This window comes from Sphingomonas plantiphila, assembly GCF_046000505.1.
GTDB lineage: Bacteria > Pseudomonadota > Alphaproteobacteria > Sphingomonadales > Sphingomonadaceae > Sphingomonas > Sphingomonas plantiphila.
In genome coordinates this window covers 531,207-557,459 of sequence record NZ_JBELQC010000001.1, presented here as the reverse complement: position 1 = coordinate 557,459, position 26,253 = coordinate 531,207, and the positions used below count along the sequence as shown (strand labels likewise).

At 65.5% G+C, this 26,253-nt stretch carries 18 protein-coding genes and 1 tRNA gene; 10 read left to right on the top strand and 9 right to left on the bottom strand.

Annotated features, from left to right (window positions below; all coding sequences use genetic code 11):
• Positions 1-12: 12 nt before the first annotated feature.
• Positions 13-456, bottom strand: a complete 444-nt coding sequence (locus tag ABS767_RS02510; protein ID WP_408076788.1) for a VOC family protein — start codon at positions 454-456, stop codon at positions 13-15.
• A gap of 137 nt (positions 457-593) precedes the next feature.
• Here ABS767_RS02510 and ABS767_RS02505 point away from each other — a divergent pair, with 137 nt between their 5' ends.
• Entirely contained in the window at positions 594-1,262 is a 669-nt protein-coding gene (locus tag ABS767_RS02505) for a winged helix-turn-helix transcriptional regulator (protein ID WP_408076787.1), read from the top strand.
• 582 nt (positions 1,263-1,844) lie between these two features.
• Positions 1,845-2,849, top strand: coding sequence for a cobaltochelatase subunit CobS (gene cobS, locus ABS767_RS02500; protein WP_408076786.1), 1,005 nt, complete (start codon positions 1,845-1,847; stop codon positions 2,847-2,849).
• 4 nt (positions 2,850-2,853) lie between these two features.
• On the opposite strand, the gene ABS767_RS02495 is transcribed toward cobS, so the two are convergent.
• Entirely contained in the window at positions 2,854-4,623 is a 1,770-nt protein-coding gene (locus ABS767_RS02495) for a LuxR C-terminal-related transcriptional regulator (RefSeq protein WP_408076785.1), read from the bottom strand.
• Between the two features lie 56 nt (positions 4,624-4,679).
• Here ABS767_RS02495 and ABS767_RS02490 point away from each other — a divergent pair, with 56 nt between their 5' ends.
• The 5 genes from ABS767_RS02490 to ABS767_RS02470 all read left to right on the top strand — a co-directional run bounded on the left by ABS767_RS02490 (position 4,680) and on the right by ABS767_RS02470 (position 10,213).
• Positions 4,680-4,865: a hypothetical protein gene (locus ABS767_RS02490; protein ID WP_408076784.1), complete on the top strand. Its 186-nt coding sequence runs from the start codon at positions 4,680-4,682 to the stop codon at positions 4,863-4,865.
• 87 nt (positions 4,866-4,952) lie between these two features.
• Entirely contained in the window at positions 4,953-6,785 is a 1,833-nt protein-coding gene (gene cobT, locus ABS767_RS02485) for a cobaltochelatase subunit CobT (RefSeq protein WP_408076783.1), read from the top strand.
• A complete protein-coding gene (locus ABS767_RS02480) occupies positions 6,782-7,039 on the top strand; it encodes a ribbon-helix-helix domain-containing protein (RefSeq protein WP_408076782.1) in 258 nt (85 codons plus the stop codon). The genes cobT and ABS767_RS02480 overlap by 4 nt, the downstream gene beginning before the upstream one ends.
• Positions 7,040-7,115: 76 nt before the next feature.
• Positions 7,116-9,449, top strand: a complete 2,334-nt coding sequence (locus ABS767_RS02475; RefSeq protein ID WP_408076781.1) for a TonB-dependent receptor — start codon at positions 7,116-7,118, stop codon at positions 9,447-9,449.
• Positions 9,450-9,529: 80 nt separating this feature from the next.
• Positions 9,530-10,213 carry a Fe2+-dependent dioxygenase gene (locus tag ABS767_RS02470; protein WP_408076780.1) on the top strand — a complete coding sequence of 228 codons (684 nt, stop codon included), beginning with the start codon at positions 9,530-9,532 and terminating at the stop codon, positions 10,211-10,213.
• Between the two features lie 637 nt (positions 10,214-10,850).
• On the opposite strand, the gene ABS767_RS02465 is transcribed toward ABS767_RS02470, so the two are convergent.
• The 6 genes from ABS767_RS02465 to ABS767_RS02440 form a co-directional block, all read right to left on the bottom strand.
• Positions 10,851-11,825 carry an FAD:protein FMN transferase gene (locus tag ABS767_RS02465; RefSeq protein ID WP_408076779.1) on the bottom strand — a complete coding sequence of 325 codons (975 nt, stop codon included), beginning with the start codon at positions 11,823-11,825 and terminating at the stop codon, positions 10,851-10,853.
• Between the two features lie 139 nt (positions 11,826-11,964).
• Positions 11,965-12,795 carry a DUF4198 domain-containing protein gene (locus ABS767_RS02460; RefSeq protein ID WP_408076778.1) on the bottom strand — a complete coding sequence of 277 codons (831 nt, stop codon included), beginning with the start codon at positions 12,793-12,795 and terminating at the stop codon, positions 11,965-11,967.
• Between the two features lie 16 nt (positions 12,796-12,811).
• Positions 12,812-13,315, bottom strand: coding sequence for a DUF2271 domain-containing protein (locus ABS767_RS02455; RefSeq protein WP_408076777.1), 504 nt, complete (start codon positions 13,313-13,315; stop codon positions 12,812-12,814).
• Between the two features lie 15 nt (positions 13,316-13,330).
• On the bottom strand, positions 13,331-13,978 hold the full coding sequence (locus ABS767_RS02450) for a PepSY-associated TM helix domain-containing protein (RefSeq protein ID WP_408076776.1): 648 nt from the start codon (positions 13,976-13,978) through the stop codon (positions 13,331-13,333).
• A gap of 116 nt (positions 13,979-14,094) precedes the next feature.
• Positions 14,095-18,738: an NAD-glutamate dehydrogenase domain-containing protein gene (locus ABS767_RS02445; protein ID WP_408076775.1), complete on the bottom strand. Its 4,644-nt coding sequence runs from the start codon at positions 18,736-18,738 to the stop codon at positions 14,095-14,097.
• A 172-nt stretch (positions 18,739-18,910) separates the two neighbouring features.
• The gene (locus ABS767_RS02440) at positions 18,911-20,197 is read right to left on the bottom strand and encodes a PAS domain-containing protein (RefSeq protein ID WP_408076774.1); all 1,287 of its coding nucleotides are present in this window, start codon (positions 20,195-20,197) and stop codon (positions 18,911-18,913) included.
• A gap of 184 nt (positions 20,198-20,381) precedes the next feature.
• Here ABS767_RS02440 and ABS767_RS02435 point away from each other — a divergent pair.
• Positions 20,382-20,457, top strand: a tRNA-Thr gene (locus ABS767_RS02435).
• A 150-nt stretch (positions 20,458-20,607) separates the two neighbouring features.
• Positions 20,608-21,825 carry a tyrosine-type recombinase/integrase gene (locus ABS767_RS02430; protein ID WP_408076773.1) on the top strand — a complete coding sequence of 406 codons (1,218 nt, stop codon included), beginning with the start codon at positions 20,608-20,610 and terminating at the stop codon, positions 21,823-21,825.
• On the opposite strand, the gene ABS767_RS02425 is transcribed toward ABS767_RS02430, so the two are convergent.
• The gene (locus ABS767_RS02425) at positions 21,809-23,392 is read right to left on the bottom strand and encodes a sialate O-acetylesterase (protein WP_408076772.1); all 1,584 of its coding nucleotides are present in this window, start codon (positions 23,390-23,392) and stop codon (positions 21,809-21,811) included. The two genes, ABS767_RS02430 and ABS767_RS02425, sit on opposite strands and share 17 nt — an antisense overlap.
• A 138-nt stretch (positions 23,393-23,530) precedes the next feature.
• Here ABS767_RS02425 and ABS767_RS02420 point away from each other — a divergent pair, with 138 nt between their 5' ends.
• Positions 23,531-26,236 (top strand): TonB-dependent receptor, encoded by a 2,706-nt coding sequence (locus tag ABS767_RS02420; RefSeq protein ID WP_408076771.1) that lies wholly within the window; start codon positions 23,531-23,533, stop codon positions 26,234-26,236.
• Positions 26,237-26,253: the final 17 nt, after the last annotated feature.

The window sequence follows — 26,253 nt, the reverse complement described above, 5'->3', positions numbered from 1 at the left end:
CTGTGAAGCAGGTCAGGCCGGTTCGTGCGCCGGTCCGTCGGGGAAGGCGGCCATGGCGGCTTCCATGTCCATGAACATCGGTTCGAAGACATGCCCGTCCGGGTCCTCGAAGCTGCGGCCGTACATGAACCCCATGTCCTGCGGTTCGCGGACATCGGCGGTGCCGCCCGATGCGTCCGCCTTCTCGGTGATCGCATCGACCGCCTCGCGGCTGTCGAACGACAGGCAGAGCAGGACCTCGTTCACCTTCGAGGAATCGGCGATCGTCTTGTGCGGGATGAACGTCGAATAGAAATCATGGCCCAGGATCATCAGCGTGATCGTGTCCGACCACTGCATCGCGCTCGCCATTTCGTTGCTGAAGCGCGGGTCCCTGGTGAAGCCGATCGCTTCGTAGAAGGCGGTGGACTTCGCGACATCCTTCACCGGTAGGTTCACGAAAATCATCTTGCTCATCGCGCTTCTCCATAGGGTGCGCTCGGGAAACTCTGTGGTTCCGAATCGCTTGCTTGAGTTTGATGCGCCTTTGAGTTATTAAAAGCAACTATGAAGTTAGAAAAAGTGACTTATATTCCCAACTATCGGAAATCGCTGTGAAAAAGGAGCGGCGTCGCTGGTATGACGACGCATGCGGTACGGCGATGGCGCTGGAGTTGGTTGGGGAGCGATGGTCGCTGATGATCGTGCGCGAACTGATGTTCGGCCCGCGCCGCTTCGGCGAGATCAAGGCGGCACTGCCCGGCCTGTCGGCGAACGTGCTGACCCAGCGGTTGGAGGGTCTCGAGGAATCGGGTATCCTCAAGCGGGAGAAACTGCCCCCGCCGGCGAACGCACAGGTCTATGCGCTGACCCCGTGGGGCTATGAGGCCGAAAAGCCGATCCAGTTGCTCGGCGCGTGGGCGGTGCGTTCGCCCGAACATGATCCCACGCTGCATCTTTCGGCCGCCTCGGCAATGATGTCCTTGCGGACGATGCACAATCCGGAGCTGGCAGGCGACCTCGATTTCACGGTGGGATTTCGCATGGGCGACGACATGTTCGTGGGGCGCTACAACCACGACGGGATCGACCTGCATCGTGGCGATCCGAGTTGCGGCGACGTCGTCTTCGAGGGGCCGCCAACGGCGATCGCCGGCGCGGTCTATGGCGGTGCGCTCGCCGAGTTGGAGGCTGCAGGGATATTGCGAATCGAGGGCGACCCTGCGTTGGCGAAAGCGTTCGTGACCCGCTTCCCCCTCCCCCCGAAATGGACCGAGGGCTGAGGGGCGGTCAGGGCCGGCACGTTGCCGGCGCAGGATCGGCCAGATCGCAGGCTTTGGAGATGGCCTTGCGGAGCGACTCGCACGATGCGTTTGAGCGGCATATGTCCGCGCGATCGACCGGTAGCGTTTCCACGCACGCTTTGCGCAATGCCGCCAGCGTCCGGGGCGCGCAGTTCGCGCCCTCAGCGAGCGGCACCGCGACCGCTGCCTCGGTCGGTGCGAGGCTGGCGACCGGCCTCGGCCTCGGCGTCGACGCACGCCGTACCGACGGCGCTGGCTTCGGCAACGGAGGTGCGCGTATCACCTGGGCGGGAGGCGGGGAGGGTGCCGGAGATGGCGAGACCTTCGCGACCGTCGCGGCAGGGCGGGGCGGTCGCACAGGCTCCTCCGGTTCGCACGAACAGCCCGACAGCATGAGCAGCGCGGCAGTGGGTATCAGGCGCATGGGACCATCCCGGATCGATCGGTTCTGGCCCCGCGTTATGGATCGACCTGCCCGCTACAGCCAGCCCCGCGCTTGCGGAGCGGAGCGCTAGCCGATACCGCACCGCGAAAGAGCCGATCGAGTCCGGAAAGCCCCGAATGACCAATATCCCGAACACCATGCCCGACAGCCGGGAAACGACCGTTCTCGACGCGCCGGACAAGACGGTAAGCGTCCGCGAGACGTTCGGGATCGATATCGACATGGAATGCCCGGCGTTCAGCGAGGCGGACGAGCGCGTTCCCGATCTCGATCCCGCCTATGTGTTCGATCCCGATACCACGCTCGCGGTGCTGGCCGGCTTCGCGCACAACCGCCGCGTGATGATCCAGGGCTATCACGGCACCGGCAAGTCGTCGCACATCGAACAGGTCGCCGCGCGCCTCAACTGGCCGTGCATCCGCATCAACCTCGACGCGCATATCAGCCGTATCGACCTGATCGGCCGCGACGCAATCGTGCTCAGGGACGGCCAGCAGGTCACCGAATTCCGCGAAGGCCTGCTCCCCTGGGCGCTGCAGACGCCGACCGCGCTCGTGTTCGACGAATATGATGCCGGTCGCCCCGACGTCATGTTCGTGATCCAGCGCGTGCTGGAGACCGAGGGCAAGCTGACGCTGCTCGACCAGAATCGCGTGATCCGCCCGAACCCGTGGTTCCGCCTGTTCGCCACCGCCAACACCGTCGGCCTCGGCGACACGAGCGGGCTGTATCACGGCACGCAGCAGATCAACCAGGGCCAGATGGACCGCTGGAGCATCGTCGTCACGCTCAACTACCTGCCCGCTGCGACCGAGGCGCAGATCGTGCTCGCCAAGAGCGGCGACTATGACAAGCCTGGCGGCAAGGAGCTGGTCGAGAACATGGTCCGCGTCGCCGAGCTGACCCGCCGCGGCTTCATCAACGGCGATATCTCGACCGTGATGTCGCCGCGCACGGTCATCACCTGGGCGCAGAATGCCGATATCTTCAAGGATGTCGGCTTCGCCTTCCGTCTGTCGTTCCTCAACAAGTGCGACGAGGCGGAGCGCGCACTGGTCGCGGAATATTATCAGCGCGTGTTCGGCAAGGATCTGCCCGAAAGCGTGGTCGGCAAGGCATAACGCCTCAGCGCGAATAGCGCTCGACCAGTTCGGCAATCCGCGCTGCGGTCGCCTCCGGCTGCTGGTAGAAAAAGAGTTCGCTGGCGCCGCAGATGGTGTCGAACCGGATTCGCGGATTGAGACTGGCGATCTGCGCCTCCTCGGTCGCGTCGAAATAGGGGCGTTGTCCTGCAATCGGGGTCGGCGAGATGTCGCCGATCCACCAGTGAAAGGGGCGCTGAAGCTTTGCGAGCGATCCGGTGAAGTCGCTCGCGCGCATCCGCAGGTCATCGAAAAACGCCTCGGTCCCCTGGTGGAAGTTGAACAGGACGCCGTTGCGCAGCATCGCCGCGCCCTCTGCCGACCGCGCGGTCGCCAGATCGCCCGGCAGTGCGGCGAAAACGCGATCGAGATACCAGTCCGGCCCATTCTGCTCGAGCGCGCGCGTCGCCAGCTTTCCGATCACCTCCACGGCCCAGGGCGCGTTGATCGCCAGCCATGTTAGTGTGCCCGACATGAAATGCAGCTTGGTAATGCGCTCGGGCACATAGGCGGTAAACCGGCCCAGGCACAGGATCGCGGACAGCGGACAATCCGCTTGGGTCGCCAGTTCGGCGAGCGGGATGGACGCTGCGTGGTGGCCGATCGCCAGCACGCCCGAAAGCCCTTCCGCTGCACAGAATTCGCGCACCATCGCCTGGTGGTCGTCTACCGGCGCGATCTTCGGATCGTGCTCGCTATAGCCGGTGCCGGGCCGGTGAAGCATGTGCAGGCAGATGTTCGCGCGCAGCAGCTCTGCTTCGAATACAGGCGGGAACAGCGTCCCCCCGGCTAGCCATGGGAGAAGGATCGCGGGCTTTCCGTCGGGTGCACCGATCCAGTTGTGGGAGAGGATTCGCCCATCGGGGCGCCGCATCCGTTTCGTCCGCCCGCTGGGATCGGTCCAGCTGAGGTCCTTCGCATTCGGGCTGGGCGCTAGGTGCGCGGCGAGCAGCGCGAGCAGGCGGACCAGCGCGACTTGGCTAGCGCTGTTCGTTTTCTGGAAGATCGCGCTCAACTGCACGCGAACGGTGCGCTCGCTTACGCCCCGCATGGCCGCCATCGTGCGGGGCGAGTGCCCGTCCATCAGCAGCCGACAGATATCGAGTTCGGCGCCGGTCAGTCCGAATGCGCGTTCGAGCATCGCCTCGACCTCCGCGCTCCATGGATGGTCGATCACGGTCACCGCAAAGCTGGCATGGCTGTGTGCGGGAGAGTGAATTGCCGCGACTTCCGCGATTCCCACGCGGTCGCCATCGACGATCACGCGTAACAGGATTCGGCCCGAATTCGCCCGCGCGGCGTGACGAACGAACTGGCGCCAGACATCGACATCGTCGGGCGCAAGCCAGCTTTCGCCGACCAGCTGCCCCTGCTCGACCCCAAAGCGCGTGCGCGCGGACGCATTGAGCAGGACCACCCGGTGCGCGGTATCGACGACCATCGCCGCCGATCCGGTGCGTTCGACGGCATGCTCGATCGGCGCTTGCGATGTCGCGCGGAAGAGCTGGCTCAGCATCTCGCGCAATTCTGCATAATGTTCCGCGAGCCGTTCGCCGCCTTCGAACCGTGCGTCGGGGATCTGAAGGTCCAGGATCTTGTCGCACCACGCCCGAACCAGCGCGTCCCATGCCGCGACGTCGCTCGCCGCGCGGAAGCTTTCCGCGAGGATTCGAAAGTCGCGATCGATCGATTCGGTCATGCTGCTGCCAGATAGAAACACCGGGACTGGATCGGCATATGGCATATGACGCATGCGCCCGATTCTCCAGCATCCTAGGCCGCCCATCTCTCGAATGGGGAGACTGCAAGATGCTGTTCAAGCTGATTTATCGACGGCGCAGAGATCGCGAGGAGCTTAGCTGGCTGCGCGGCGCCTATGGGCATGAGACGCGGAACATCCTGCGCGGGCGGGCGCGAAACGGGCGATTGAAGAAGCGCGATCAACGCCATTGGCGCCGGCTATATTGCCGCGCCGTGATCGATTCGCTGCTGTAGCCTGCGCGTTCGGCAGGTTACCCGTTCCCACGCGGCGGTGCGCGCTCGTGGCTTGTGTCCCGCGCTGGGTCCGCGCATGGACAGGCGATGGCCAGCGACTCTCCTCTCGATCAGTTCAAGTCTGTCCTAGCCGGGACCGCACGGGCGCTTGCGCACGAGCCGGAGCTGGAACTCGCCTTCTCGGCGGACGCGCCCAGCCAGTCCGGACGCCATGTGAAGGTCCCGATGCCGGGCCGCAATCTCCCGCCTGAGCAAGTGGCAGAGGCGCGCGGCTTCGCCGATGGCTTCGCGCTGCGGCTGCGGCTTCACGATGCCGCCACGCATCTGAAAGCCGCGCCGAAGGAGCCGGTGGCGCGCGCGGTGTTCGATGCCGTCGAAACCGCGCGCGTCGAGGCGCTCGGGTCGCGCGGCTATGCGGGAATCGCCGACAATCTCGATCATGCGCTCGACATGAAGATGCGCTCCGACCCGATCAGCCGAGCGCGCACGCGCGATGAAGTGCCGCTGTCGACCGCGGTCCAGCTGCTGGTGCGCGAGCGACTGACCGGGCGTGAAGCGCCCGCGGCCGCGGCGCTTGGCCTTGCGCTGGTGCGCGACTGGATCGAGGACAAGGGCGGCGCCGATCTCGACGCGCTGGCGCTGGCGATCGACGATCAGGCGGCGTTCGCGAAGCTGATCGGCAACCTGCTCGAAGACCTCGAACTGACCGAGGGCGATCTCGTCCCGGACGACTCCGACGAAGGTGGCGGCGAGGACGAGGGCACCGATCAGGCCGACGAGGACGAGGCGGACGCCGGCGACGAGCAGGGCGAGACCGGCGAGGGCGAGATCGACGCGCGCGGCGAGCAGCGCGAGGGCGAGACCGACGAGGGCGAGGACTCCGAACAGCAGGAGGGCGAGTTCGAGGACGGCGAGGGCGAACCCGGCGACGCGGGAGAGGAGGGCATGATGCCCGTCCGCCCGAACCGGCCCTGGTCCGATCTTCCCCCCCAGTTTGAATATGGCGCCTTCACCACGCAATATGACGAAGTCGTCGCCGCAACCGACCTGTGCGACGATGAGGAACTGGAACGGCTGCGTGCCTATCTCGATACCCAGTTGTCCAACCTTCAGGGCGTGGTGACCAAGCTCGCCAACCGGCTCCAGCGCCGGTTGATGGCGCAGCAGAATCGCAGCTGGGACTTCGACCAGGACGAAGGGTTGCTCGACGCCGCGCGGCTGGCGCGGGTCGTCGTCAATCCGATGCAGTCGCTGTCCTACAAGGTCGAGAAGGACACCGAGTTCAAGGACACCGTCGTCACGCTGCTGATCGACAATTCGGGATCGATGCGCGGCCGTCCGATCAGCATCGCCGCGATCAGCGCCGACATCCTAGCCCGCACGCTCGAACGCGTCGGCGTGAAGACCGAGATCCTCGGCTTCACCACCCGCGCCTGGAAGGGCGGGCAGTCGCGCGAGAAATGGTTGGGCGAGGGTCGCCCGCCCCAGCCGGGTCGCCTCAACGATGTGCGCCACATCGTGTACAAGCAGGCCGACGAGCCGTGGCGTCGCGCCAAGAAGTCGCTCGGCCTGATGATGCGCGAGGGGCTGCTCAAGGAGAATATCGACGGCGAGGCGCTGCTATGGGCGCACAGCCGGCTGATCGCGCGGCCCGAGGACCGCAAGATCCTGATGGTGATCAGCGATGGCGCGCCGGTCGACGATTCGACGCTCAGCGTCAACAGCGGGTCCTATCTGGAGCGGCATCTGCGCCAGGTGATCGGCTGGATCGAATCGCGTTCTCCGGTCGGGCTGGTGGCGATCGGCATCGGGCATGACGTGACGCGCTATTATGATCGCGCGGTAACGATCATGGATGTCGACCAGCTTGCCGGGACCATGATCGAACAGCTCGCCGCGCTGTTCGATCTGGAGCCGTGATCGCGCCGCCGCCGGGCGGGTTTCATCCGCCCGTAAAGCGATCGGTCACGATCGCCGCGCACCCGACATCGATCAGCCTCGAGCCGGCCTTCTGGGCCGCGCTGGAGGAGTCTGCGCGGGCGCGGGCGATACCGCTCAACGCGCTGGTGGCGCAGATCGACCATCTGCGCATTCAGGCGCCCGATCCCCCTAATCTGGCCAGCGCTCTGCGGAGCTGGCTGCTTGCCGACGCCACCAAAAGAGTGACAAGTTGAAAACGATTCGCATTAGTGTTGACAGTGCGAACGACTCTCAATAGCGAGCGCCTCAGATAACAAGAGGGGTTTCGCAATGACACGGATTTCGTCGGACGGCCGCGCGGCCGCCCCAGCTTTTCTGGCGCTCGCCGCCATCGGCTTCGTCGCATCGGCGCCCGCGCGCGCTGCGGACATCGCCGATCCGGTTGCGGACCAGGACCGCGCCGACGTCGTTGTCACCGGCAAGGAAGTGAAGTCCGAGCAGGAAAGCCCGAAGGCGACGCGGCCCGTGCGCGACACTCCACAGACGGTGACGATCCTCACCGCCAAGACGATCGAGGAGCAGAATCTCCTCACCCTGCGCGACGTGCTGACCACCGTCCCGGGCATCACCTTCGGCGCGGGCGAGGGCGGCGGCGGCTATGGCGATTCGATCACGCTGCGCGGCTATTCGGCCAATACCGACATCACCGTCGACGGCGTTCGCGACAGCGCGCAATATACCCGCACCGACAATTTCGACCTGGAGCAGGTCGAGGTCGTGAACGGCGCCAACTCGGTCTATGGCGGATCGGGTTCGGTCGGCGGGTCGATCAATATCGTTACCAAGCGACCGCTCGAGCGGACCCGGATCGTGGTCAATGGCGGTATCGGTACCGACGATTATTATCGCGGTACGATCGACGCCAATGTCCGCGCCACCGACCTGATTGCGGTGCGCCTCAACGCGATGGTCCATCGCAACGACGTGCCCGGCCGCGATGTCGAGCAATATGAGCGCTGGGGCGTCGCCCCGGCGGTGACGATCGGCATCGGCGGCCCGACCAGCCTGACGCTCAAATATGTGCATCAGGAAGACACCAACATTCCGCAATATGGCGTGCCATACTATGTCGGGCCGGGCGGGACCGGGCTGATCCCAGAAGTCGATTCCAGCGACTATTTCGGCTACCGCAATGTCGACCTGCAAAAGACCAATGTCGACCAGGCGACCGCGATCTTCGAACACGAATTCAGCAACGCGCTGAGCATCCGCAACCTGACCCGGTGGCAGGACGTGCGGCAGATGACCCGTGTTGCTCCGCCCCAGGGCATTTTCTGCCTGTCGACAGGCAGCCAGGCTAATGGCGATCCGTGCGTTTCGGGCGGTATCACCTTCCCTGCGGGCTATTACCGGCCCAGCGGCCCGCGCGGCACCACGCGCGATTCGCGCAACCAGCTCGGCTATACCCAGACCGATCTGCGCGCCGAATTCGGCACCGCCGGGCTGCGCCACACGCTGGTCCTCGGCGTCTCGGCGGCGTGGGAGAAATATTTCCTCGCCAGCGGCAACTCGCTGCGCAATCCCGACGGCAGCAATCCGAACGCGGCGGGCTGGCCGCTGATCAACATCGCCAATCCGAATGAAGTCGTCGCCGGCCCCGCGGGCTTCACCTATGGCAGCAACGTCTATACCGGCCCGGTCAACTTCATCGCCAACCGCCACGACCATGGCGAGATGGAGAATGTCGCGGTCTATGTCTTCGACACGATCGCCTTCTCCGACAAGCTCGAACTGAACGGCGGCGTGCGCTACGAGCATAACAGCGGCTGGTACCGCCGCGACACCGTGGCCGACAGCGGCGCAAATCTGGGCGCGGTGACGCCGGGGCAGCGGTTCGACAACAGCGACGATCTGTTCAGCTACCGCGTCGGCCTCGTCTTCAAGCCGGTGCAGGCGGTCAGCCTCTACGCCGCCTATGGCAATTCGAAGACTCCGTCCAAGACCTCGGTCAACGGCTCGTGTGGCGCCGATACCTGCAATGTGAAGCCCGAAAGCGCGCTGAACTACGAAGTCGGCGCCAAGGCGGAGCTGATGGGCGGTGACCTGCTGTTGACCTTCGCCGCGTTCCGCAACGAACGAGACCAGTTCAAGGTCGCCTCGGGCGACCCGGCTGTACCCGACCAGCAGCTCGACGGCCGCTCGCGTGTCAACGGGATCGCCCTGGGTGCCGTCGGCCAGATCAGTGACGCTTGGTCGATCACCGCCAACTATACCTATCTCGACAGCAAGGTGCTGCAGAGCATCGCCAATAACGTGCCGCCCGGAACGTCCGACCCGCAGGCGGGACAGGAGCTGCCGAACACGCCGAACCATTCGGGCAGCCTGTTCACGACCTACAAGCTGCCGCTGGGCTTCAGCCTGGGCTATGGCGTGACCTATCAGGGCAGCTACGCAGTGAATGGGGGCGAAGTGCCCGACTATTGGGTGCACAGCGCCTATCTCGCCTATGAACTCGGCGAGAATTTCACCGCGCAGCTCAACGTCAAGAACTTCACCGACGCCGAATATTACACCCGCGTCCGCAACAATGCCGGCACCGGCGTCGCCTGGGCGACCAAGGGTGAGGGCCGCGCTGCGGTGTTGACGCTCGGCTATCGCTTCTAGGGCTAAAGGGGGAGGAGCGGGTGGGGGCCATCCCTGTCCCCCGGCTTCCATCCGCTCCGACCCCCTTATAGAGACACACAATGCTGATCGCGATCCCCGACCTGCTCGATCCTCTCGGCGTCGCGTCCCTGCGGCGGATCATCGACGATGCGCCGTGGCAGGATGGCAACGCGACCTCCGGCCACCAGTCGGCGCTCGCCAAACGCAACGAGCAGCTGCCCGAGGAGAGTGAGGCGGCGCATCAGGGCGGGCGCATCATCCTCGACGCGCTCGGCAAGTCGCCCCTGTTCTTCGCCGCCGCCTTGCCGCTCAAGGTCTTTCCGCCGCTGTTCAACCGCTATGGCGTCGGCCAGACCTTCGACATTCATGTCGACAACGCGATCCGCATTCAGCGCGGCACCGAATTCCGCATCCGCAGCGACCTGTCGATGACCGTCTTCCTCGAAAACCCCGCCGCCTATGAAGGCGGCGAGCTGGTGATCGAGGACCAGTTCGGCGTGCAGCGGGTCAAGCTCCCCGCCGGCCATGCTATCCTCTACCCCTCGTCCAGCCTGCACAAGGTCGAGCCGGTCACGCGCGGCGCGCGCGTCGCGTCCTTCTTCTGGATCCAGTCGATGGTCCGCGACGACGGCGCGCGCCGCATCCTGTTCGACCTCGACCAGAGCGTCCAGCGCCTGACCGCCCAGCTCGGCGGCACCGACCGCAGTGTGATCGAACTGACCGGGGTCTACCACAATCTCCTGCGCCGCTGGGCCGATGCGTGAGCCGGGTGCGGGATTGACCCTGCGGCAAGCTCAGCATGAACGGCGCGGTAACTCCGAACGGGGGTGGGGTCGAGACCCCACGACCGCTTTTGGCATAAGGGCTAAAGGGCCGTAACCGAGCGGGGAGCGGACCTTAGTCGCCAGCAGGCTGGTCTGCTCCGCAAAGGCTATTGATATACCTTTTTATCGCAAGCCCCGTGCCCCCACGGGATACCTTGTCAGCGTGCCCTCGCAACTGTTCAAGCTCCGCCGACGTGCAACGCCGCCCGAAAGCGTAGAGGGCAGGCAAGGCCTGAGACAGTTCCGTGAGGCCACCGCTTGTTGCATGTGCGAACACGTACCGCCACGCAGGTTCTCCAAGCGCAGCGACATCTCTCGCGAGAACCGGGCGCTCTGGTATCCTAGAGTGCAGCACCTCGACATAAAGGTCGTATCTTTGCGGCAGCGCAAGCGCCCCTGCGCGCGCGCGCAGGGCGTCGTCTGAGACGTTCTCGTACGGGTGCGGGTCGGCCTCGCAAGCCACAAGCGGTAGCAATACGACGAACAGGACAGGCCAGCGCATTACGTAACGCTACGCGACATTGCAGGCGACCGCTATGGGTCGTCATCGGCCGATCCGCTTCTAAGTGTCCACGGCCTAGTCCAGCATCGTCCGCAACCCGCGCGACAACCACTCGCCGCGCTCCCGCACCACTAACTGCACCGCCAGCCCCTCGCGCTCCGCCAGCGCCATCGCCGCTTCCGGCTCCAGCACGGTCAGCGCACTCGCCCAGGAATCGGCGTGACAGCAATCGGCGTGGATCACCGTAACGCTCGCCGTGCCGTGCGCGATGGGGCGGCCAGTGCGCGGGTCAATGCTGTGGCTCCCCTGCGCGCCAAAGCGGCGATAATCCCCCGACGTCGCCACCGCGATCTCATGCAGCGCGATCCGCAGTGGGGGCAGCGCCATGCCCGGCGGCGGCTCGACATCGACCCACCAGGGCTGGCCATCGGGCTGGATTCCCACGCCGACCAGCTCGCCGCCAATCTCGACGAGGAAATCGGTGCAGCCCATCGCGCGCAACCGCGCGGCGACCGCATCGACGGCATAGCCCTTGGCGATCCCGGAAAGGTCGAGCCGCGCGCCGCGCGCCCGGCGCAGGCGCAGCAGCAGCGGGTCGAGTTCCATCGCACCCACCCCGATCTCGGCGCGGGCCGTGTCGATCGCACCGTCCTCGGGCGCATCGGCACGCGGCCCCGGCGGGCCAAAACCCCATAGGTCGACCAGCGCCCCCATCGCCGGATCGAACGCCCCGTCCGACCGCGCCGCAATGTCGAGCGCGACGCCCATCACCCGCGCGAATTCGGGCGCAATCCCGTGCCAGCCTCCGGGGGCTGCGGCGTTGATCCGGCTGAGCTGCGATCCCGGCTCCCAATGGCTCATCTGCGCGATGACCTCGGCGAGTACGTCCGCGATCGCCGACTCCACCCCCGGCGGTGGCGCGACGACCGTCGCAGACCAGCCGGTCCCCATTGTCTCCCCGCCGAAGCGCTCCACAGGCGCATTCGCCCGCCGTCGGTGAAAGGCAGCGGGCGACAGCGTCGGCGGAATTGCGATGCGGGGCTGGGTCATGCCTCGCATCTGCCCCAATCGTCATCCCCGCGAAAGCGGGGACCCATCTCCTCCGTTCGCCATCTCCGCGCCGGTGCATCGTGCTGCACCACCCCGAGATGGGCCCCCACTTTCGCGGGGGTGACGGAGTAGGCTCGGGTCAGGGCGCCATCACTTCGACCGTGGTGACGTAGCTCGCCCGGCGACCGCCCGGCGCGGGCGGGGCGCCTTCCGCACGCTCGGCGCGCGGGGTGGTGACGTTGATCCAGGTCATGCCCGGATCGCTCCATTTGATCGTGACCTTCCCATCGGGGCCGGTCTTCAGATCCTGCTGATGCAGCTGGTCGCGATAGCGGATACCGCCGGGGATCACCGTGACCGTCAGGCCCGGCGTCGGCTTGCCGTCGAGCAGGAACTGGAAGGTCGCGTCCTCGCCCATGATCAGGTCGTTGGGATGCGTTACCGGCACCAGCTCGATACCCTTGCCGACCGGGTTGAACACGGCGGTGGTCGGCTCGCCCGCGGTCACGAAAATCTCGTTGCGGTTGCTGGCGACAGTCGTGCGCACATCGGTCGCACCCGCCGGGATCACGCTCGCCAGCTTGTCGGCGGTGGTACCGCGCGGGATGCGGACTTCCTCGCCATTCAGCTTGTACGATCCCATCACGCCTTCGCTGGCGTAGTAGATCTTGTAGGTGCCGCGCTGCTCGATCTGCACGTCGAACGTGGTGCGATACCGGCCCTGCGCCTTGTTCTTGACCTCGCCCGCGCTGCCATCGGGCAGCATCACCGCCATGTCGGCGCGCAGCGGCTGATGCTCGAAATAGAACAGGTCGTTCGACACGGCGGCGTCGACCGTTACCCACACGTCGCTCCCCTCGCCCGACACGACCGTCATGGACGGGAGCATCCACTGGCGGTGCGCCTGGACGCTGGCGGGAATGGCGACCGCGGCGACGGCGGTGGCGATCAGGACGTTACGGAATTTCATCATCATGCCCCTTTGTTCAACGCTTTACGGTGAGCGTCACCGCTCCGAGTTCGGTCTTCCCGCTGGCGCGCGCGGTACCGCCCTTGGGCAGCGAGAAGGGGACGCGGACCAGCTCGCGCCCGCCCACCTCACGCGCAGCCTCGACCACCAGCGTGTAATTGCCCGCGCCCAGCTTCGGGGTGAAGCTCACCTTGTGCGTGCCGGGCGCCTTGGTCGCGCCGGTCACGCCGGCGGCGGGGAAGCGCATCGTGCGGCCCGATGCGCGCCACCATTGCCGCACGTCGCGCAGCCATTTGGTGCCTTCGTTGTTCTTGAGATCGACATCATACCACACCGACAGCGTCTGCGCCGGGCCGCCCTCCTTTTCGATCCACATCGCGACATAGGGGCGGTGATATTCGGCGACCGTCAGCCTTGGAATCGTGACCGAGACGTCGAGCGTCTGGGCCGTCGCCACTCCCGGCGCGAACAGGCCCGCGCCCAGGGCGGTGGCGGTCAATCCGGTAACGCGAAACTGCATGGCGGGCGGCTCCCTTCAGAGATGGATGAAAAAGATCGCGAGGATCGCGGGAATGACGAGGCCCGCACCGACCAGCGGCCAGGTGCTCGGGCGATTCCTGGAATGCATCTGCAACAGCACCAGCCCGGTAAGCGAAAAGATCATGCAGGCGAGCACGAAGATATCGATGAACCACTTCCACACCGTGCCGCTGTTGCGGCCCTTGTGCAGGTCATTGAGCCAGGCGATCCAGCCGCGGCTGGTCGCCTCGGTGGTCACCGCGCCGCTCGCCCGGTCGATCGCGACCCAGCCGTCGCCGCCGGGGCGGGGCAGGGCGAGGTAGATTTCGTCCGCCGACCATTCGGCATCGGCGCGCGCGCGGGCGACATCCAGATTGTCCTCGACCCACGCCGCGACCGCGGGCGGCAGCGGCTTCTTCGCATCGGGGGCATCATCGGGCTTGATCGCGGGCAGCAGCGGCGCGGGCAGCTGCGCAGTCCGCTCGATCGTCTTCGGCGACCCTTCGATCTCGGCCGCGTGGTTGAGCGTGAATCCCGTGACCGCGAACAGCAACAGTCCGACCAGGCTGACCGCCGAGCTGATCCAGTGCCAGGTGTGCAGCTGCTTCAGCCAGAAAGCCTTGCGGCTGCGCTTGGCGCGCGCGGTCGTGGTCGTTCCGTGCATGAGAGCAGTGATGTGCCTAGTTGCGATTCGTTCGCAGCATTAGCGAGAGTGATTCGCAATTACAATGCGAAGCGAGGCCGGGCGCTCTCGAAATCGCCCGGCCTCACCAATCGCGCTTAGCGTCCCAGCAGCACCCGCGCCTGCCCGGCGATCTGGGCGAGCATTGCGGCATTGGCGGTCGGCGCCTTCTTCGCGCGTTCGACCACCGCCGCGAACTGGGCGACGCGCCCCGCATGGTCGGCCAGCCACGCATCGACCTCGGCGCGCGGGTCCTTGCTGGTGCCACGGGCGAGGAACTCCAGGCGCAATTGCTGGAAATCGCGCGCCAGACCCGCGATCAGCAGCCGCTCCCACGGATCGCCCGCCACGATGCGCGCGGCATTGGCCTGCGCCCAGTCGAGGCCCAGCACCTGTCCCAGATGGGTGAAGGCATCGGTCAACTCGGTCTCGGCGATGCCGCGTCGCTGGCCGAGATCGGCCAGACCCACCGCGCCGTCGAGTTCGTAGATGCGGACGATCTTTGCAACCAGTGCGGCAGGCGCGCCGGCTTCTTCCAGCTTGGCGGCGATGCGGCCCGACTGCGCAAGCGCCTCTTCCTTGAGCAGCTTCTTGGCCTGTCGGTCGAGACTCTCGATACCGGGCTTCAGACGGCCGAGCACCGCCGCGATATCCTCGCCCGGACGGCTCACGCGCAGCAGGTCGGCGATCTGCGAGCGGGTAGCGATCGCAACCTCGTCGATCAGCGCGATCCGCGCCGCCTCGCTCATGTCCCAGGTCTCGATCGCCTCCCAGATCGCGGGCAGGCCGAACAGCCGCTCGCACACCACGAACATCATCGCGATGTCGCGCAGCGCGGCACCTTCCTCCTCGGCCAGCTCGAACGGATGCAGCACGCCCAACCGGTTGATGATCCGGTTGGCGAGCTTGGTCGCGACGATCTCGCCGCGCAGCCGGTGTTCCTCGATCGCGGTGCGGAATTTCTTGCGCATCGCGGGCGGGAACGCCTCGAGCAGGTCGGGTTCGAGTTCGGGATCATGGCCAAGGCCACCTGTCTCGATCGCATCCTGCAGCGCGAGCTTCGACGTCGCCAGCAGCACCGCCAGTTCGGGCCGCGTCAGGCCAGCGCCGTCCTGCGCGCGCCGCAGATACTCCTCGTTGGTCGCAAGCCCCTCGACCGCGCGGTCGAGCCGCCCCGACGCTTCGAGAATCTCGGTCAGCCGCACGAAGCTCGGCACGGCGACCGGGCCGTCATTTTCGAGGAAGGAGAGGGCGAGCGTCTGGAGGCGGTTATCCTCAAGCACCAGATGCGCGACATCGTCGGTCATCGCGGCGAGCAGCGTGTTGCGCGCCTCCATCTTCAGCCGACCCTCGATCACCTCGCGGTTGAGCGCGATCTTGATGTTGACCTCATTGTCCGAACAATCGACGCCCGCCGAATTGTCGATGAAGTCGGTATTGATCCGCCCGCCGCGCAGCGAAAATGCGATGCGCGCCGCCTGCGTCACGCCCAGATTCGCACCCTCGCCGATCGCGCGCGCGCGCAGCTCCTCGGCATTGACGCGCAGCCGGTCGTTGGCGGGATCGCCCACCTCGACATGCGCCTCGGCCGCAGCCTTCACGTAGGTGCCGATGCCGCCGAACCAGATCAAATCGACCGGCGCCTTGAGGATGGCGGAGATGAGTGCGCCCGGCTCCATCTCCTCCGCCTCGATGCCCAGCGCCTCGCGCACCTGCGGGGTCAGCTTGATCGTCTTCTCCGACCGCGCGAACACGCCGCCGCCCTTGCTGATCAGCTTGGGATCATAGTCCGCCCAGCTCGACCGGGGGAGCGCGAACATCCGTTTGCGCTCTTCCCAGCTTGCCGCCGGGTCGGGATCGGGATCGAGGAAGATGTGCCGATGGTCGAACGCCGCGACCAGCTTGATTGCCTTCGACAGCAGCATGCCGTTGCCGAACACGTCGCCCGACATGTCGCCGCACCCGGCGACCCGGATCGGGTCGGTCTGGACGTCGACGCCCATCTCCAGGAAATGGCGCTGGACGCTGATCCACGCGCCCTTGGCGGTGATGCCCATCGCCTTGTGGTCATAGCCGACCGATCCGCCGCTGGCGAAGGCGTCGCCGAGCCAGAACCCGCGATCGATCGCGATTGCGTTCGCGACGTCGCTGAACGTTGCGGTGCCCTTGTCCGCGGCGACTACGAAATAGGGGTCTTCGCCGTCATGGATGACGACATCCTCCGGATGCACCACCTTACCCGACACGATATTGTCGGTGATCGACAGCAATGTGCGGATGAAGATGCGGTAGCTTTCCTTGCCTTCCTCGAACCACGCGTCGCGGTCGACCTGGGGAGAAGGGAGCTGCTTGGGGTAGAAGCCGCCCTTCGCGCCGGTCGGGACGATCACCGCGTTCTTCACCCGCTGTGCCTTCATCAGGCCGAGGATCTCGGTGCGAAAATCGTCGCGTCGGTCGGACCAGCGCAGGCCGCCGCGTGCGACCGGACCGGCGCGCAGATGGATGCCCTCGACCCGCGGACTATATACCCAGATTTCGCGCCACGGCAGCGGCTTGGGCAGGTTGGGTACCGCCGCGCTGTCGAGCTTGAACGCCAGCGCCTCGGCTGCAGCGGGCGCATAGGCGTTGGTGCGCAGCGTCGCGCGCACCACGCCCGCGATGGCGCGCAGGATGCGGTCGTCGTCGATCGCCGCGACCGCGACCAGGCCTGCTGCGATGGCGGCATCGGCATCGGCGATGGCAGCGTCGCTGTCCTTGACCCGCGCCGGATCGTGCGCGGCGGCGAACCGCTCGACCAGCCCGGCGGCGACGGCGGGTGCGCGGCGCAGCGCCTCGACGACGGTGACGAGGCCATAGGTCAGACCGGCCTGGCGCAGATAGCGGAACCACGCGCGCAGCAGCACGACCGAGGCGGGAGCGAGGCCCGCCTCGACGATGAGGCGGTTGAACGCGTCATTCTCTGCGCGCAGCTCCAGCACCGCCGCAATCGCGTCCTCGACGATCGCGGTCTCGCCCTGCAGCGTGCCGCCGGTCGCCAGTTCGACCTCGAAGTCATGGATATAGGCGTCGGCATCGCCCGCCAGCGCGGTCGGCACCTCCTCGATCACGCGGAACCCGAAATTCTCGAACACCGGCACGGCGTCTGACAGCGGCAGCGGCCCGCCGAGGCGGTAGAGCTTGATCCGCAGCTTGTCGTCATGCGTGTAGATGCGGACCGAGCGCGAACCGGTATCGGCTAGGCCCGCGATCCGCACGATGTCGCGCGCCGCTTCTTCCGGCAGGTTGCCGTTGCGATAGCCGAACGGAAAACACGGGGCATAGCGCAGCGCCAGCCGCGCGGCGCGTGCTGCGGCGGCGCCATCCTCGCGCAGGGCATGTTCGACCGCCGGCAGCCATCCGCGCACCATCCGCTCGAGTTCGACGTCCAGCGCGTCCGCATCGGGCATGCGCCCCTCGCCGCGCAGGTCGAGCGTGTAGCGCAGCAGCGCAACCGGCCCGTCATCCAGCGCGATCGACCAGCTGAGCAGCGAGGCATTCGCCGCGCGCTCGAGCATCTCGCCGATGGCAACGCGGCGCCCGGTCGAAACCTCGTCGCGCGGCAGCCATACGAACGCGAACAGATGGCGGCCCAGCGCACTGCGGATCAGCACAAGCTTGGGGCGCGGCCGATCGGTCACCGACATGGCGGTGAGCGCGATCGCTTCCAGCGCTTCGCCCGGGAACGCGGTGGTCAGATCATGCGGCAGCCCGGCCAGCGCATGCGCGAGCGCTTTGCCGGTATGGCCGCGCGGGTCGAAGCCGAACTTGCTTTCCAGCGCGGCGATGCGCGAGCGCAGGATCGGCACCTCGTCCGGCGTGGAATGCAAAGCGGCACTCGTCCACAGGCCGGCATGGATCGACAGGCCCGTGACCTTCGATCCGCCCTTATCCTCCTTGGTGCGCAGCGGCACGATAACCAGGTCGAGCGGAGCGCGGCGGTGGACGGTGGAGATCAGGTTGGACTTAAGCAGCAACGGCGGCTGGCCCCCCTGTTCGAACCAGTCGAGTGCGAGCACCCGCGAGGAATCGGCAAGCAGCGGCGTTTCCAGCTCCATCCGGCAGATCCCCGCCGCGTCGATCACCGTTCCGTCGCGATGCCAGTTCTCGTGCCCGACCAGCGTCATGCTGCCGCCCTGGAACCAGCGCAGCAGCGCCGCGCCATCGGCATCGGCGATGCGGGTCGCGTCCTCGCTCATCGCGCGGCGCAGCTCGGACCAGTCGGTCACCGCCGCGCGGACATGGCCGAGATTGCGTTCGAGATCGCGAACCAGGCCCGTCCGGTCGCGCGCGTCGGCACGCTCCATCTCGATATAGACCATCGATTCGCGTGCGCCGCCGCCGTCGCGCCCGGCGCCGATCCCCGCGAGCGTCCCGTCGCCCGCGCGCTCGACGGTGACCACGGGATGGATGATGCGGCGGATCGCGATATCGTGCGCGGCGATCGTCGCGGCGATCGAATCGACCAGGAAGGGCATGTCGTCGTTGACGACGGCCAGCCGCATTGCCCGGCTGTCACCGCCCAGTCCGGTCTCCAGCGCGATGCCCGGCTGCCCGGGCGCGCGCGTCGCGGCGGCCTCCGCCACGAACCGCGCGGCAGCGGCGCGGGCATCGTCGGCGAACCCCTCCAGCTCTCCGGGCAGGGCTCCATCGATGAGGCGCGCATTGAGGGCCTCGGCGAGCGACTTGATCGGCGTCTTGCTCATGGAGCCGCGCTATGCGCCTGCATTCACCAAGGCTCAAGGCTTGCTGCGCTGCACAGTAACAATTGAGACTAAATTGCCGGGATAGCGGTAACGCCGGACAAAAAAATGCGCGCGAACCGTTCGTTTGGATCGGTTCGCGCGCAGCTTGGGAGAAGGCGGAGGTACTACGCGGTCATGCCGCGGCCTTGCGAAGCGCACGTTGCGACAGGGCTGCGTCGTCTTCGATCCGCGCGACGATATCGAGTTCACCGTCGGCGCCAGCGCGGGCGAGCAGCAATACGAACTCGTCGGTGCCGGCCGGCATCGCAACCCGGGCGAGCGCAGGTCGCGCACGCAGTTCGGCGCGTACCCGTTCGAACAGATCCTGCGCGGGTTGGGCCGGCTTTCGGCGCAGTGCGCGCTCAGCCCTGACGATTCCCTTGATCCCGCCCGCTGCAGCCACGATGAAGTCGTCCAGCCCGCCCTCGGCCACCTCGTGGCGACGTGCATGGTCCAATACCGCTGCAAATTCCGTCAGACGCGTCTTGTCATAGTCGGCGCCGAAGACGAGCTTTACCGCGCCCGTCATCGGCGCGCGCGCCTGGACAGCAATCCCCGCATCGGCGAGCAGTTCGGCATAGCTTTCGACATCATGTTCCGATGCGCGCGCGAAATCATAGGCGCGCGACAAGGCACGGTAGAGCGAGGACCGGCTGCGCGTATCCGCCGCGCGCGCGGCGGCGGCGCTCTCGCGTGCCAGCATCAGCCGGTCTGCAAGCGATTCGGGTACAGTCGTGGCAACCTCGACTTCGCGTTCTGCAAGGTTGTTGCCATCGCCGAAGCCGGAACTCGGACCGTCGGCCCAGACCGGGGCGACCGCCGCCTTGGTCGGCGCGGCGCGGCGCGCGGCATCGATCTCGCGTTCCAGGCTTGCCTGGGTCTCGGCGTCGACCATTTCCTTCCAGTTGATGACACCATAGATGAAGTCGATCGTGTCCTCGTCGGACGAGAAGGGCATCAGGATGCCGCGATAGAGCGTATTGTGGCCGCGCTGCCCGACGAATTCGGCTTCGAAGCCGATCGGCGCGCGATTTGCGATGATCTGCAGATAGTGATCGGTCAGCCGAGACAGCAGCGAGCGGGACGGCACCTCCGCGACATGGGTAATGTCGGCGGTGACGCCGCATTCCTCGCGCAGCGAGCCGCCGAGATAGCGAATCGCTGGATTCTCCACCCCTGCGCTGAAATCGAGCAGTACGCTGTGCGGCCCGAAATCGGCGATGTTGCCCGGATCGAGATCCTCGATCGACGGATAGGCGCGGCCATGCAGCAGCGACACCCAGTGGTTGTATGCGCGCACATGCATGCGGCGCTCGTCGCTGCCAATCGACAGGCGCGCCTCGCTGGCGGCCGGATCGCTCACGCCGCTATCGTCATGATCGGTGTCGGGTCGGTCATCGAATCCGCGGCCGGTGTCCATGCGCATGCTCCACAGAGGGCACTGGCCCTCGAACGTTGAACCCGACTGTGCCCCCCATGTGGTAAACACCGCGTAAAGGCGCGGGATCGGCAAAGTGCCGGGCGTCAACGCTTCGGCAACGCTTGTCAGCCATGAACAACGCTGGTAAGCGCCGCCACCTTCCCCGGCGGCACGCGCCGGTCGGGCCGCTTTAGCTCAGTTGGTAGAGCATCGCATTCGTAATGCGGGGGTCACAGGTTCGAGTCCTGTAAGCGGCACCAGTCCATACCGTGAACAAGGCTAGAAAACCGCAGAAAACTGCGGTAAACTGGCTTTCGGCGGTCCCATGAAATCTCATTATGTTCCGCCGTGGCCCACTCAAAAGGGGCCACGAATCATGGGGCCACGAACGATGCAGGAGGCGTGGCCCCATGCTTACGGTGATGCAGATTCGATCGCTCAAACCGGCTGAGCGTCCTTATAAAGTTGCCGACGCTGATGGCTTGTATTTGCTGGTGCAGCCATCCGGGGCTTTGCTGTGGCGCTTTCGCTACCGATGCTGCGGCATCGAACGGAAGCTCTCGCTGGGAAGTTTCCCCGATGTCTCGTTGCCCCAAGCACGCCGGAAGCGCGATGAGGCCAAGGCCGAGTTGGACGACGGCATCGACCCGGTTGAGGAGAAGCGGCAGCGTCGCCTGAAAGCTGAGCTTGCGGCCCAGACGACCTTTGGACTCGTGGCCGAGGAATATATTCAGAAGATGGAGCGCGAGGGGAAATCACCGGCGACCCTCAAAAAGGCCCGCTGGTTCCTCGAACTCTTGGGCGGCATCGCCAAGCGCCCAATTGCTTCGGTCACGCCTCACGAGCTTCTGGACGTTTTGAAGCGTGTCGAGCGGCGCGGACACCACGAGACTGCGCTCAGGCTTCGATCGTTCGCAGGCCGGGTGTTCCGCTACGGTTTCGCTACGCTGCGCACCGAGCGGAATCCGGCAGATATTCTGCGCGGCGCGCTCACAGTCCCGCGCGTCAAACATCATGCCGCTATTGTCGAGCCAAAGAAGGTGGGCGAATTGCTTCGCGCGATCGATGGCTATCAAGGCCGACCCGAAACCCTTCACGCGTTGAGGATCGCGCCTCACGTATTTCTCCGACCTGGTGAATTGAGGCAAGCGAAGTGGAGCGAGATCGATTTCGCAGAGAAGGTTTGGCGAGTGCCGGCTGAGCGGATGAAGATGAAACAGGCACACGCGGTGCCGCTATCTCGGCAGGTGCTATACCTTCTTCAGGATCTCCGGTCGCTCGCCCGGGAAAGCGAGTTTCTGTTCCCGGCACTTCACACAACGAATCGGCCCCTTTCGGATAATACGTTGAACGTTGCGCTCCGCCGCCTCGGGTTCGAACACGACGAAATGACCAGCCATGGGTTTCGTGCGATGGCCAGCACCCTGCTCAATGAGTCAGGCCTTTGGCATCCTGACGCCATCGAGCGCGCGTTGGCCCACGGTGAGAAGGACAAAGTTCGAGCGGCTTACCATCGCGGCGCTCATTGGGCGGAGAGGGTTCGCATGGCGCAGTGGTGGTCAGATTATCTCGACCAGCTTCGGATTGGCGGAAAAGTGATCAAGGGAAAGTTTAGCAAACGAGCATAGCGGCTATTGGGCCGCGGGCAGACGGCCGGGTGTCGGAGGCGGTGACCTCGCTACCGCACATCCCGGAATGGAATAGGTTGCATTTGCTGACAGCGGCTCGAACCTCAATCTTGCGGTGATCTGTAGTCGGCGCGACTCCCGGGTCTGCCACCGTCGTATCTTCACGCAGAGAAATGGCGAAAGGTCCCGGCGGTCCGCTGCGCTCCGTTTGCAAATTCTGCTGTGGAACGTCGGCCCAGGCGTAGCGCAGGCATCGCGGCACGGTAGAATCGGAGATCGTCAGTTCGATCCTTCGGGGGCCGGTCAGGCGCGCCTGGATCGCAGCACAGGTGTCGGTGCAAATCTCGAAGCCGCGTACTGCCTCCGGGTTGGGCGCGACGAGGCGGTCCGGGATTTCATAATTCAGCAGAAGCCTGCGTCCTATCCGGACGATACGCGGCGGCTCTGCGCCCGACCGCGAACTTCCATGCCCATAGGCCACCGACAAAGCACGTTCGGCCGCGCGTTCCGCAACGACAGCCTTCTTCGCCGGGTGCAGGTCGTTCGCGCTCTCCTGATCGATCTGCACCACCAGTCCGGCGGAACCGTCGTCGGAAACGAAGCGCCGTTGCGCCTCCCGTATCTCGGCCCAGTGGCCGGGCGGGGTGCGCGGCGACGGGTTGAACGGCGGGAGCTGCACGACGATCATCGGCAGCGGCTGGGCGAAGGCCTGTCTCCAGCTTGCCGCGAGCGCGGCCAGTCGCGGTGCATATCCCTCCGGCCGGTGTGTGTCGCTCTCGCCCTGATACCAGAGCACCCCCTTCAGCCCAGACGGCGCGAGCGGAGCGATCATCGCGTTGAACACGCGTCCGTCATTCTGGCGGGATACCGGATCGTGCGCGGTGCCGTCGAGTCCGCGGGTCTTCAGCGTGACGGCATCGACAAAGGCGGCGATGCGCGTTCCGCCCCATGACGCGCCGACCAGGCCGATCGGAACGCCCAGCTGCGCGCGCAGGCGCTCCCCGAAATGGTGGCAGATGGCCGAAAAGCGCGCCGCGCTGTCGGGTGTCGAGGTCTTCCACCCGGCAAGCGTCATGAGGTGTGGGGACGGCGTCGGCGCCTCGCGGCGGGCGATGTCGAGCATCCGCAGACCGGCATCAGGTGCGAAGTGCGCGGGCAGATCGACCGCTTTGGATCGGCGGAACTCCATGTTCGACTGGCCCGCGCATAGCCAGACGTCGCCAATCAGGATTTCGCGATAGCGGTCGCGGAACGACGGCGCCGACACGTCGAGGCGATACGGGCCGCCCGCCGGCCGCGCGGGAAGCGTGACGGTCCACGTCCCGTCCGGCCTAGTGATCGCCCGCGCTTGCGCCTTGCCAAGCGATAGTCGGACCGCTTCCCCGGGGAGCGCACGGCCCCAGATTCGGATCGGACGATCGCGCTGCAGCACCATGTGCGATGCGAATAGCGAATCCGTGCCTACCCGCTCCGCGGCGGGAGGCGAGCCCGCGTCGCGGGTCTGCGCCGCCGCCATTGCTGACGGAATGAGTGCGGCGGCTAGGGCCAGGGCGACGCTGCGTGGCATGAATATCCTTTCCTCCATTCCACCGATCGGCGCGAACGTAGGATAGATCGCGGTTGACTTATAGCTAAAATAGCAACAAAAAGCCCATCAGCCGAACCGCTCGCTCGAAGCGGGGTGACGATTGGGATGGAGGATGCCTTGAAGAGAATCGCGAAAATTTCTCAGATTGCGCTGGTCGCAGCGATGCTTGGCGCCGCGCCAAACTGTTTCGCTCAGGAGAACGAAAGCGCGGCTGAGGCCGAGACCGGCGGCACGCAGGCGCCCACGACCGAAGTGATCGTCACCGGTATCCGCGAATCCGAAGCCGAATCGATCGATATCAAGCGCCGGTCGAAGCTGATCGTCGATTCGATCGTAGCCGAGGATATCGGTAAGCTGCCCGACCAGAATGTCGCCGAATCGCTGGAGCGCGTGTCGGGCGTGCAGGTGAGGCGCGAGATCGACGAGGCGGCGGACATCGCGATCCGCGGGCTCAGTCAGAACCGGCTGGAATTCAACGGTCACACGCTCATCAGCCCCTATGGCCGTGGTGCCGATGGCCCCGACGAGGGCGCCTATAACGTCCTCACGCTGATCCCTTCGGAACTGGTCGCGCGGATGGACGTGACCAAGTTGCCCTCGCCGTCGATGATCGAGGGGTCGCTCGGCGGCACGGTCAACATTCTCACCCGCCGCGCCTCGTCGCGGAAGAAGTTCTTCATCGGCGGATCGGCGCAGATCGTGGATAAATCCAAGGCCGGCGACCCGTCCTACCGGCTCACGGGCCTGGTTGCGGCATCGTTCCTCGACGGCCGGCTGGGCGTCGCGATCGGTGCCAATTATCAGCGGCTCAATATCGGTCAGGATTCGTTCGACAGCTTCTCGTCCTGGCGCGAACAGCCCGACAATTTCAGTTCCGATCCCGACGTCGTCGATCCCAATGGCGACGGCAACAACATTTATTATTTCAATGACATCCGCTATCAGCGGCTTCAGGAAAAGCGGACGAAATACGGCGCCACCGCCAACATCTTCTTCGAGGCTAACGACAGTCTCGAATTCCATGCCGACCTGCTCTACGCGCACGCCGATACCGACCGGAAGCGCAATTGGGTGTCGATCCCGCTGAGCCGTGCCGCGTCCGGATATACCGACCTCGTCGTTTCGGAGAACGAGAATATCGTCGCCGGTACGGTACGCGCCGTCATTCAGGGCAATGCCGAGCGGCTGACTCTGCCCACCGATATCTTCTCGGGCCAATTCGGCGTGAAGGGCAAGCTGGGTGACCGGATCGAACTGTCGAGCGACGTGTCCTTCACCCGCGCTACGCAGGATTACGGCCAGACCTATCTGCGTGCCGACACGACCTCCGCACAACTCGTCTCGTTCGACTTCCGCGATCGCGACGTGCCTGCAGTCGGCTTGCCCGCCAATGTCGATATTACCGATCCGGCGCTCTACATCTATCGGACCAGCTTCGATAACCGCTATCTCTACGAGGCGGAGGAGGCGACCTTCCGGCTGGATGCGCGCTACAGTTTCGACCGGGGATTCCTGACGTCGATCGAGGCGGGCTATCGCTTCGCGCAGATCGACCTCAACCGCGAAACCTATCGCAACCAGACGACCTATCCGACGGGTGCATCGACGCGCATCCCGGTGACCTCGATCCCGGGCAATTACGAAATCGTCGAGTTCGACCGGTTCCTGACCGGTGCCCAGGGCGACTTTCCGACCTCCTATCTGGTGCCGATCACCGACAAGCAGGGGAATGAGGGCATCTGCCAGGTCTTCTCGTCGACCTGCACGCCCAATCTCTACGACCCGACATCGAGCTTCACGCTGCGCGAGCCAGTTCACTCCGCCTATGTTCAGGGCAACTTCGAGACGAAGCTGTTCGCGGTGCCAGTCAGCGGCAATTTTGGCCTGCGCTACGTCAACACCCGGCTGATCGCCGACGGCTTTTACGGCATTCGTGGCAGCACCACGCTGGGCGCGTTCGAGCCGGTCAACCAGACCGTCGCCTATGACGACTGGCTGCCCAGCGTCGCGACGCGGTTCGAGGTGTCGGACAGCGTGCTCTTCCGCCTCGGCGCCGCGCGGGTGATGGCGCGGCCGGACACGCGCGACCAATCGCCTTCCTTCTCGATCACCTCGGCCGGGACCGGCGCGGGCGGCAATCCGGCGCTCCAGCCCTTCCGCGTCAATCAGCTGGACGCCTCGATCGAATGGTATCCGCGGCGCGGGGCGCTCTGGTCGCTGGCTGCCTTCTACAAGGATGTCGAGAGCTTCATCTACTCGCAGACGGTTGAAGAGGTGATCCCGGGGCTCGACGCCGATCCGAACGACAGCGATCCCGAAACTCCGTATCGCATCGGCCGCACGTTCAACGGCCAGGGCGCGACGATCAAGGGGTTCGAGGTCCAGATCCGCCAGCCACTCGACTTCCTGCCCGGCCCGCTCGAGAATCTGGGGGTGAAGGGGACCTATACCTTCATCGACAGCAAGTCGGGGATCATCGACGGGCGTACCAACGACGAATTGCCGCTCCAGTCGCTATCAAAGCACAGCGGCACCGCGCTGCTGTTCTACGAGGAGGGGCCATTCGGCATGCGCGTCGGATATTCGTACCGCAGCGGATTCCTCAACCGCATCGGGCTGGAGGGCAACGGCATCTACTACAAGGCGGCGGGCTATCTTTCCGCGGGGGTCGATTACGACATCGCCAAGGGGGTGAAGATTAGCATCGCGGGATCGAACCTGACGAATACCCCGACCCGCAAATTTGCCAACTATGAGGAAGCGATTGCGAGTTACCTCGAAAATGGGCGCTCCATTACCGGAACGCTGACCTTCCGGTTCTGACAAGGGTGAGGCGTAGC

What these genes read in the sequence shown, in the direction of transcription:
- ABS767_RS02490 (WP_408076784.1), top strand. Translation starts at nt 4,680, where the DNA reads ATGCTGTTCAAGCTGATTTATCGACGGCGCAGAGATCGCGAGGAGCTT.
- cobS (WP_408076786.1), top strand. Translation starts at nt 1,845, where the DNA reads ATGACCAATATCCCGAACACCATGCCCGACAGCCGGGAAACGACCGTT.
- ABS767_RS02445 (WP_408076775.1), bottom strand. Translation starts at nt 18,738, where the DNA reads ATGAGCAAGACGCCGATCAAGTCGCTCGCCGAGGCCCTCAATGCGCGC.
- ABS767_RS02440 (WP_408076774.1), bottom strand. Translation starts at nt 20,197, where the DNA reads ATGGACACCGGCCGCGGATTCGATGACCGACCCGACACCGATCATGAC.
- ABS767_RS02470 (WP_408076780.1), top strand. Translation starts at nt 9,530, where the DNA reads ATGCTGATCGCGATCCCCGACCTGCTCGATCCTCTCGGCGTCGCGTCC.
- ABS767_RS02475 (WP_408076781.1), top strand. Translation starts at nt 7,116, where the DNA reads ATGACACGGATTTCGTCGGACGGCCGCGCGGCCGCCCCAGCTTTTCTG.
- ABS767_RS02510 (WP_408076788.1), bottom strand. Translation starts at nt 456, where the DNA reads ATGAGCAAGATGATTTTCGTGAACCTACCGGTGAAGGATGTCGCGAAG.
- ABS767_RS02425 (WP_408076772.1), bottom strand. Translation starts at nt 23,392, where the DNA reads ATGCCACGCAGCGTCGCCCTGGCCCTAGCCGCCGCACTCATTCCGTCA.
- ABS767_RS02430 (WP_408076773.1), top strand. Translation starts at nt 20,608, where the DNA reads ATGCTTACGGTGATGCAGATTCGATCGCTCAAACCGGCTGAGCGTCCT.
- ABS767_RS02455 (WP_408076777.1), bottom strand. Translation starts at nt 13,315, where the DNA reads ATGCAGTTTCGCGTTACCGGATTGACCGCCACCGCCCTGGGCGCGGGC.
- ABS767_RS02465 (WP_408076779.1), bottom strand. Translation starts at nt 11,825, where the DNA reads ATGACCCAGCCCCGCATCGCAATTCCGCCGACGCTGTCGCCCGCTGCC.
- ABS767_RS02495 (WP_408076785.1), bottom strand. Translation starts at nt 4,623, where the DNA reads ATGCGTCATATGCCATATGCCGATCCAGTCCCGGTGTTTCTATCTGGC.
- ABS767_RS02450 (WP_408076776.1), bottom strand. Translation starts at nt 13,978, where the DNA reads ATGCACGGAACGACCACGACCGCGCGCGCCAAGCGCAGCCGCAAGGCT.
- cobT (WP_408076783.1), top strand. Translation starts at nt 4,953, where the DNA reads ATGGCCAGCGACTCTCCTCTCGATCAGTTCAAGTCTGTCCTAGCCGGG.
- ABS767_RS02460 (WP_408076778.1), bottom strand. Translation starts at nt 12,795, where the DNA reads ATGAAATTCCGTAACGTCCTGATCGCCACCGCCGTCGCCGCGGTCGCC.